The organism is Capnocytophaga sp. oral taxon 326 str. F0382, from assembly GCF_000318295.1.
Taxonomy (GTDB): domain Bacteria; phylum Bacteroidota; class Bacteroidia; order Flavobacteriales; family Flavobacteriaceae; genus Capnocytophaga; species Capnocytophaga periodontitidis.
Genome location: NZ_KB291393.1, coordinates 32,493 through 40,576 on the forward strand (window position 1 = coordinate 32,493; position 8,084 = coordinate 40,576).

Genomic DNA, 8,084 nt, shown 5'->3' on the forward strand with positions numbered 1-8,084 from the left:
TAATTGCTCGTCGTGCTACGACCTTTGGCTAAGTTGATTACTCTGATAATCAATAGCTTTTGTAGTACGTTGTGTAGGAAAGCCAGCGATAGCTGGGTATGTGCTGCAAACGCCCATGAAAGTAAATTTATTTAGTGTCAGTTCGACATAACAGAATATTGATTTACAGCTTTATATCATAATATATTCACAATATAAACCACCTCAGGTGAAAATTCGTGAGATAATAAAAAATAAAGACTTTTATGCACTCCCTATTTCTGAAAATTCGTGTTTCACATACCCAGCTGTCCCCTCGCTGGCTTTGTGGGAGATTAAAAATATTTTATTGATTGTTAAATCGTTATTTATTCGCAATCTATTAGCAAACGTTGAGCAACCTTTTTTATATTTTTATCCTTAAATTCCATAGAAAAACATTTTGTTTTATAAAAAAACCGTTTTTACAAATTCTCCTCTCTAAGTAGAACAAACGTCTTTGGGCTAATACCTCTCTTCATAATTCGTAATTCGTAATAATTTCGTAATTCGTAACTCGTAATTCGTAATTATTTATTATCTTTGTCGCCTAAAATTTTCTATTTACAATGAAAAAACTCTCCTTACTCTTAATCGCACTGTTGCCAATGGCAGCCACCGCTCAATATACCGAGATTATTAACTCCAATCTCCCCGGTAATTCTCAAAGTGCCTATGCTGTAGGGGCTCGCGTATTGCAGTTCGAAGGAGGCTTGTGGTACGAACGCAGCAACCATAAAAAAACCGGCACTTCTATGAACTTTACAGGAGTGAATTATGCCGTGCGCTATGGCTTCTTTAAAGAACAATTAGAAGTAATGCTCAATGGTACCCTTGCCTACGACTATACTCTCGAGCATAACAGTTCTTCCTCTCATTTTGGCTTTGTAAACAACACTATTGGAGCAAAATACCAGTTGTTCAAACCTGCTTTTTTAGACGAAAAACCTAATATATACAGCTGGAAAGCTAACAATTCTTTCCGTTGGCGCAACCTCACCCCTTCTATTGCCCTCTATGCGGGTATGAATTTCCTGCCTAACAAGCGTTATTATTATGAGGAAGTACCCCAACTATCACCCAAAGTAGCTGCTATTTTCCAAGCTGAGCCTATCCCTCGTGTGGTAATCGTAGCCAACCTCATCGCCGATAGATTCTTAAAGAAAGAAAGTACCGAGTATAGCTATATCCTCACCGTTACTCACAATTTAGACAACGGTTGGTTCAGTATCTTTGCCGAACAACAAGGAGTGTATAACGAGCAATACCGAGACCAGATCACCCGCCTTGGAGTAGCCTTTTTAGCCTCCGACAAATTGCAACTCAATGCCGATGTAGGCTTTGGCTGGAAAGACACCCCTCAGCGTTATATGGGCTTGATAGGCGCTTCTTACCGCATCGACAATCACAACAGCTATATCAAAAAAGTACTCAAAGAAAAAGTAGAACCTACTAAAATAGACCATAAGAAAAAAGCTAAAAGAAACAGACGTAATGCTATCGATTAAAGAACTTTCCTCTAAAAAAGAACTTACCGAATTTGTAAAGTTCCCTCTATCTCTATACCCTAACCACCCTTATTGGGTACCACCTCTCATCAACGACGAAGTGGCATCTTTTGATAAAACCAAAAACCCTGTGTTTGAAAATGCCGAAGCCTTCTTCTACGGCGCTTACAACGAAAAAGGAAAAATGGTAGGACGTGTAGCTGCTATCGTGAACCAACACGACCTCAAACAAGGTACAAAAAAAGTACGTTTTGGCTGGCTCGATATGATTGACGATATCGAGGTTACCAAAGCACTCCTCAATAAAGTAGCCGAGAAAGCTCGCGAATACCAGTTAGAATATATCGAAGGTCCTATGGGCTTTTCGAGTATGGACAAGGTGGGCTTACTTACTGAGGGCTACGACCATATCTCCAATATGATGACGTGGTACCACTATCCATACTACAAACAACATTTAGAGCAATTAGGCTTCACTAAAGAAAAAGGCTTTATCGATATGTCTTTCCTCATAAAGAATGCTAAACCCGAATTGTTCAAAAAAACAGCCGAAGCCATTAAAAAACGTTATGGCGTAAAACTTATCGATACCCCTACTACCCAAGAGGTGCTCAAACACGTCGATGCGATGTTCGACCTCTACAACGAAACCTACTCTAAGTTAGCTTCTTATGTACCTATAAGCAACCGTCAGCGCGATTATTTCAAACAGAAATACATCCCGTTTATCAATCCTGAGTACATCCGCTTTATTGAAGATAAAGACGGCAAACTGATATGTTTTGCTATCGTAATGCCTTCTTTTTCCAAAGCCTTACAGAAAGCTAAAGGCAAACTCTTCCCTTGGGGTTGGTGGCACTTATTGCAAGCCAAAAAACACCACGATACTGTAGAGTTCTACCTCATTGGGGTTGCCCCCGAATACCAAAGTAAAGGTATTCCGGCACTCTTGTTTGATTATTACTATGATGTATTCTCTAAAAACAAGGTGACTCACTGTATTATCACCCCCGAACTCGAAGAAAACATCGCTATCCAACAACTTTGGAAAAATTTTGACCCCATTATATTTGCACGCCGAGCAACTTTTAAAAAAGAAGTTTAACCCCCTAACAACTAATACCGATGAAGAAACTTTTATTTCTTACCGCCCTCTTAACCATTGCTTGCCAACCCCTTAAACAAGAAACAGTGAAGTTTACCGAGAGTGATATTTGTATCATTCCTAAACCCCAATCAATGACCCTAAATAAGGGTAGTTTCCGATTTACTAAAGAAACTGTTTTTGTGACCGCTCCTGAACTATATCCTGTAACCAACTCGTTTGTTGAACAATACGAAAAGGCAACAGGCTTCAGAATGTTCTTTAGAAAGGCAGCTATACAAACGAGCTATATACTACTTTCTCTTGATAAATCTCTGCCAAAAGAAGGCTATACCCTTGTAGTGAAACCTGATAAGATTTCTATCACCGCATCCGACCATAACGGGGCACTCTATGCCCTCGAAACCCTGTGTCAGCTACTACCCAAAGAGTTTGAAAGCCCCACCCCCGTACAAACCGATTGGGTGGTACCTGCTATTGTTATCACTGATGCTCCCCAGTACCCTTGGCGCGGACTGATGTTGGACGTTTCTCGTCATTTCTTCTCTAAAGAATATATACTGAAAACCCTCGACCGTATGGCGATGCTCAAGCTCAACACTTTTCATTTCCATTTGGTAGACAATGAGGGTTGGCGCATCGAAATAAAAAAATACCCTAAACTCACCGAAGTAGGTGCTTGGCGCGTAGATCAAGAGGATAAACTATGGGATGAGCGCACCACTAACCCTGCCAACGCCTTTGCCAATCCTGCTTCTGCTCCTAAAAAATACGGCGGTTTCTACACCCAAGAAGACATCAAAGAGATTGTAGCATACGCCGCTGCTCGTGGTATTACGGTAATCCCCGAAATAGAAATGCCTGCCCACGTAATGAGTGCCATAGCCGCTTACCCCGAACTATCTTGCCACAAACGCCCCATAGGAGTGCCCTCAGGTGCCGTATGGCCTATCACCGACATCTATTGTGCAGGACAAGAAGAAACTTTCACTTTTTTAGAAGATGTACTTACCGAAGTAATGGCACTCTTCCCTAGCAAATACATTCACGTAGGTGGTGATGAAGCTACTCACACCGAGTGGGAAAAATGCCCTAAATGTCAGGCTCGTATGAAAGAACATCACTTAAAAAATGTACACCAATTGCAAAGCTATTTCATCAAACGCATAGACGATTTCTTAGTGTCTAAAGGACGTACTTTAGTCGGTTGGGATGAGATAATGGATGGTGGTTTGGCTAACGATGCAGTGGTGATGAATTGGCGCGGTATCGATATAGGTAAAAAAGCCCTCGAACAAGGCAATCCTGTGGTACTCACCAGTGATTGTTATATCAACAAATATCAAGGTCTTCCCGAGTATGAACCCCAAGCTAATGGAGGCTATCTAACATTAAAAAAACTCTACCATTACAATCTTGAAAAAGAAAACCTCACCTCCCTCTCCTTGGGAGGGGGCAAGGGGGAGGAGAAAAACGTTTTAGGCTCCCAAGCCAACTTATGGGCTGAATACATAGCTACCCCCGAACATTCGGAATATATGCTCTTCCCTCGCTTGTTAGCTTTTTCCGAAATCTGTTGGACTGCTGATAACTTAAAAAATTGGGACAATTTTATAAATCGTACCCAAACCTTTATGGAGCGTTTAGATGTGATGAAAATCAAATACGCACGCTCTATATACCAAGTGTTGCCTACCGTAGAAAACCAAAATGGAAAGATTTTTCTAAAATTAGAGTGTGAAGTCCCTAACGCCGATATTCGCTATGCTTTAGGCGATACCCCCATAGAAAAAGCCGAAAAATACACCCAACCTATTCCTTTCAACGAAAGTACTACCTTCAAAGCTACTGTTTTCAGCGGAAAGGCGACCAATACCATTACCACTGGCGAGGTAATATTCCACAAAGCGATAGGTAAGAAAATGAGTTATAGTCCAGTCTATCACAAAAAATATCAAGGACAAGGCGAGGCAACCCTCACCAATGTTGTTCGTGGTACCAAAAACTTCCAAGATGGGCAATGGCTCGGTTGGTTAGGCGACGATGTAACCCTCACCCTCGATTTAGAGCAAGCCACCGAGGTAAGTGAAGTGCGTATAGGCGCAATGGATTCTCAATCCTCAGGTATTTATTTCCCTATAAAATTTGCAATCTCACTTTCAACCGATGGCAAAAACTACCGTGAAGTAGCGACCCACAACGAGCCTTGTGTAGTGAGAGGGAAACCCTCTTTAAAAGATTTTGCACTGAAGTTCAATTCTCAAGAAGCACGCTATATCAAGATTACCCTCAAAAATGTCAAAACCCCTCCCAAAGGCGGTGATGCGTGGCTTTTTATAGATGAAATTTTGGTATTTTAGAAAAATAATGTACCTTTGTTGCGTTTTAAAACGAGAAATTGTTAATTATTAATTGTAAATTGTTAATTGATACATAATGGATTCAGTAAAAAATTATATCAACGAAAACAAAGACCGCTTTATTGCGGAACTGATAGAACTGCTTAAAATGCCTTCTATTAGTGCTGATGCTGCCTATTCTCAGGATGTGCTCAACACCGCCGATGCCGTAAAAAACGCCTTAGAAAAGGCTGGTTGCGACAAGGTAGAAATATGTGAAACCCCTGGCTACCCTATCGTCTATGGCGAAAAAACTATCGACCCTGCCCTACCTACCGTATTGGTATATGGGCACTACGATGTACAACCCGCCGACCCTATCGAGCTTTGGGAATCCGACCCCTTTGAGCCTGTGATTAAAAAAACCGATATTCACCCCGATGGAGCTATCTTCGCTCGTGGGGCTTGCGACGACAAGGGGCAAATGTTTATGCACGTGAAAGCCCTTGAATATATGGTGAAAAACAACGTGCTCCCTTGCAATGTGAAGTTTATGATTGAAGGCGAGGAAGAAATAGGCTCAGGAAGCCTTAGTTGGTTTGTAAAAAACAACCACGAAAAACTCAAAAACGATATTATTCTCATTTCCGATACCAGTATGCTGGCTAACGACACCCCTTCTATCACTACGGGCTTACGCGGACTTAGCTATGTGGAAGTGGAAGTTACCGGTGCCAACCGCGATTTGCACTCTGGGTTATACGGCGGTGCCGTAGCAAACCCTATCAATGTGCTTACTAAAATGATTGCTTCTTTGCACGACGAGAACAACCGCATTACCATTCCGCATTTCTACGACAAAGTAGAAGAGCTCTCACAAGCTGAACGCGATGAAATGGCAAAAGCACCCTTCTCACTCGAAGCCTACAAAAAAGCCTTAGATATCGATGAAGTATATGGCGAAAAAGGCTACACCACTACCGAGCGTGCCTCTATACGTCCTACCCTTGATGTAAATGGTATCTGGGGAGGCTATACCGGACAAGGAGCTAAAACGGTTATCCCAAGTAAGGCTTATGCCAAAATATCAATGCGCTTAGTGCCTAACCAAGACAACCGCGAAATTACCGAGCTCTTCACCAAGCACTTTGAGAGTATCGCACCAGCAGGTGTGCGCGTGAAAGTAACTCCGCACCACGGCGGACAAGGCTATGTAACTCCTACCGATACTACTGCTTACCAAGCAGCGGTAAAAGCCTGCCAACAAACTTTTGGCAAAGAGCCTATACCTGTGCGTTCAGGAGGAAGTATCCCTATTGTAGCCCTTTTTGAAGAAGAATTAGGTAGCAAATCTATTCTCTTAGGCTTTGGTTTAGATAGCGATGCTATCCACTCGCCTAACGAACACTACGGTATTTTCAACTTCCTAAAAGGTATTGAAACCATTCCGTGGTTCTATCTCTACTTTGTAAACAAGGAATACGAGTTATATAGATAGTAATAAAGACTTTACCAAAACTCGTAGCACGAGAGGCTATTAAATTTTTGGTAAAGTCTTTTTATATTATTATTGAAAATAAACGACTTAGCAATGCAAGTGAAAAATATATAATATTTTTCTGCTTAAAAATTTGCAGGTTTCAAAAATAGTCGTACCTTTGCACCGCAATTAAGAAAAAAACAAGTAGAATATTCCTCCTTAGCTCAGTTGGTTAGAGCATCTGACTGTTAATCAGAGGGTCACTGGTTCAAGTCCAGTAGGGGGAGCAATAAAAAGCAATACTTTTTAGTATTGCTTTTTTTGTATTCTTTCTTTACTTTAATATCTGTTCAATATAACTTTGTGATTTCTTATTCTCTCTTCCTTAGTGTAGATTTTGCCTTGTAGAGGAATTGTTCCCTATATTTTAGGAGATAATAGCACCTCTCCTGTCTCTCCGTCTATTTTATAAACATCGTATTCATATTCAGAAGTGGTAGGTATAGCTATTTGATAACCTCTGTGATTGTTAAAAAATCCCCTACTCATATTGATATGAATAGTATCTAACAAGTCAATCCCATATTCTTTTTTCATCTTTTTTATCAAATCATTCAATGAAAAAGAAAATCCCTCATCAGCATCTATTTTCTTTTGCAATTTCCCGTTGCTATCAAAATATTCCCAAATACCTACTTCCATTCTATGAAATTTCTCACCTCTTGATACTTGTCTCTTTTGTTTTGCATCATAAGTATACAGATAAGTATATGGACTTATCGCACTACTTAGCTCTACTTCAATAATTTTATCTCCCTTAGTGATTTTTACCTTGTTATTCCCCTTTTTTAAAAATTTAGTGTTAGGAATAGAAGAAAAAGAAGTATCCACTTCCCAATCCTTAAAAACCTTTTCGTCAAAGCGTTTCATACCGCGCAAATCAAACTCTTGAGCCTTACAGCCCAAACTAAGTAGCAATAATGTATATAGATAGAATGTTTTCATCTTGCATATATTTTTTAGATTACCAAAACTATTAGATAAAATTTATCGTGGAAGGGGAGGTTTAGAAGCTTATTTTTCCTTATCTTCTAATCGATATATATCATTAAAATCCTTTTCTGAAGATAACATTTTATCAAAAAGAATTTCACCATTATCAGCACTTATGGTTATATACCTAATTTCTTGTCCTCTTGTATTAGGCTTTGTAATACTAATAATATAAATAGGAACGCTTCTATTGTACCTATCTACATTTAAAAGCAAATTCATATCCAACAAATCAATATTAAATTTTTGATTTACTAGTGTTATAATATCTTTTACACTTAATTTATAGGGTTCATCACAATTTACCTCTTTAATTAACTTGCCCGTTTTACTCCAATCTTTCCAAATACCTATTTGGCAATTATAGAAGAAATAAGATTGTAAAATTAAACGCTTGGTGCGGATATCATACTTATATTTATTTTTATAAGGATTTGCAATGTTACTAACTTCTACTTGAATAAAACTATCCGTTTTGATAATCCTAACCCTTTCATCTCCTTTCTTTAAGAATCTATCCCAATCATACATTTGAACATATTGTGTATCCACTGCCCAATCCTTAAAAACCTTTTCATCAA

The 8,084-nt window shown here is 39.4% G+C and carries 6 protein-coding genes and 1 tRNA gene; 5 read left to right on the forward strand and 2 right to left on the reverse strand.

What is annotated here, in order from left to right; translation table 11 throughout:
• The first annotated feature begins 587 nt into the window (after nt 1-587).
• The 5 genes from HMPREF9073_RS04790 (at nt 588) to HMPREF9073_RS04810 (ending at nt 6,737) form a co-directional block, all read left to right on the forward strand.
• Entirely contained in the window at nt 588-1,526 is a 939-nt protein-coding gene (locus HMPREF9073_RS04790) for a transporter (RefSeq protein WP_009412873.1), read from the forward strand.
• A complete protein-coding gene (locus HMPREF9073_RS04795; RefSeq protein ID WP_009412874.1) occupies nt 1,513-2,631 on the forward strand; it encodes a hypothetical protein in 1,119 nt (372 codons plus the stop codon). The genes HMPREF9073_RS04790 and HMPREF9073_RS04795 overlap by 14 nt, the downstream gene beginning before the upstream one ends.
• Before the next feature lie 20 nt (nt 2,632-2,651).
• Nucleotides 2,652-4,991: a glycoside hydrolase family 20 protein gene (locus HMPREF9073_RS04800; RefSeq protein ID WP_009412875.1), complete on the forward strand. Its 2,340-nt coding sequence runs from the start codon at nt 2,652-2,654 to the stop codon at nt 4,989-4,991.
• Nucleotides 4,992-5,067: 76 nt separating this feature from the next.
• Nucleotides 5,068-6,468 carry a dipeptidase gene (locus tag HMPREF9073_RS04805; protein WP_009412876.1) on the forward strand — a complete coding sequence of 467 codons (1,401 nt, stop codon included), beginning with the start codon at nt 5,068-5,070 and terminating at the stop codon, nt 6,466-6,468.
• A 195-nt stretch (nt 6,469-6,663) separates the two neighbouring features.
• Nucleotides 6,664-6,737: transfer RNA gene (locus tag HMPREF9073_RS04810), tRNA-Asn, on the forward strand.
• A 133-nt stretch (nt 6,738-6,870) separates the two neighbouring features.
• Here the strand turns inward: HMPREF9073_RS04810 and HMPREF9073_RS04815 are convergent.
• Both HMPREF9073_RS04815 and HMPREF9073_RS04820 read right to left on the reverse strand, forming a co-directional pair.
• A complete protein-coding gene (locus HMPREF9073_RS04815) occupies nt 6,871-7,455 on the reverse strand; it encodes a hypothetical protein (RefSeq protein ID WP_009412877.1) in 585 nt (194 codons plus the stop codon).
• A gap of 69 nt (nt 7,456-7,524) precedes the next feature.
• Nucleotides 7,525-8,084: hypothetical protein (locus tag HMPREF9073_RS04820; RefSeq protein WP_009412878.1), on the reverse strand; the 560-nt coding region annotated here is incomplete at its 5' end.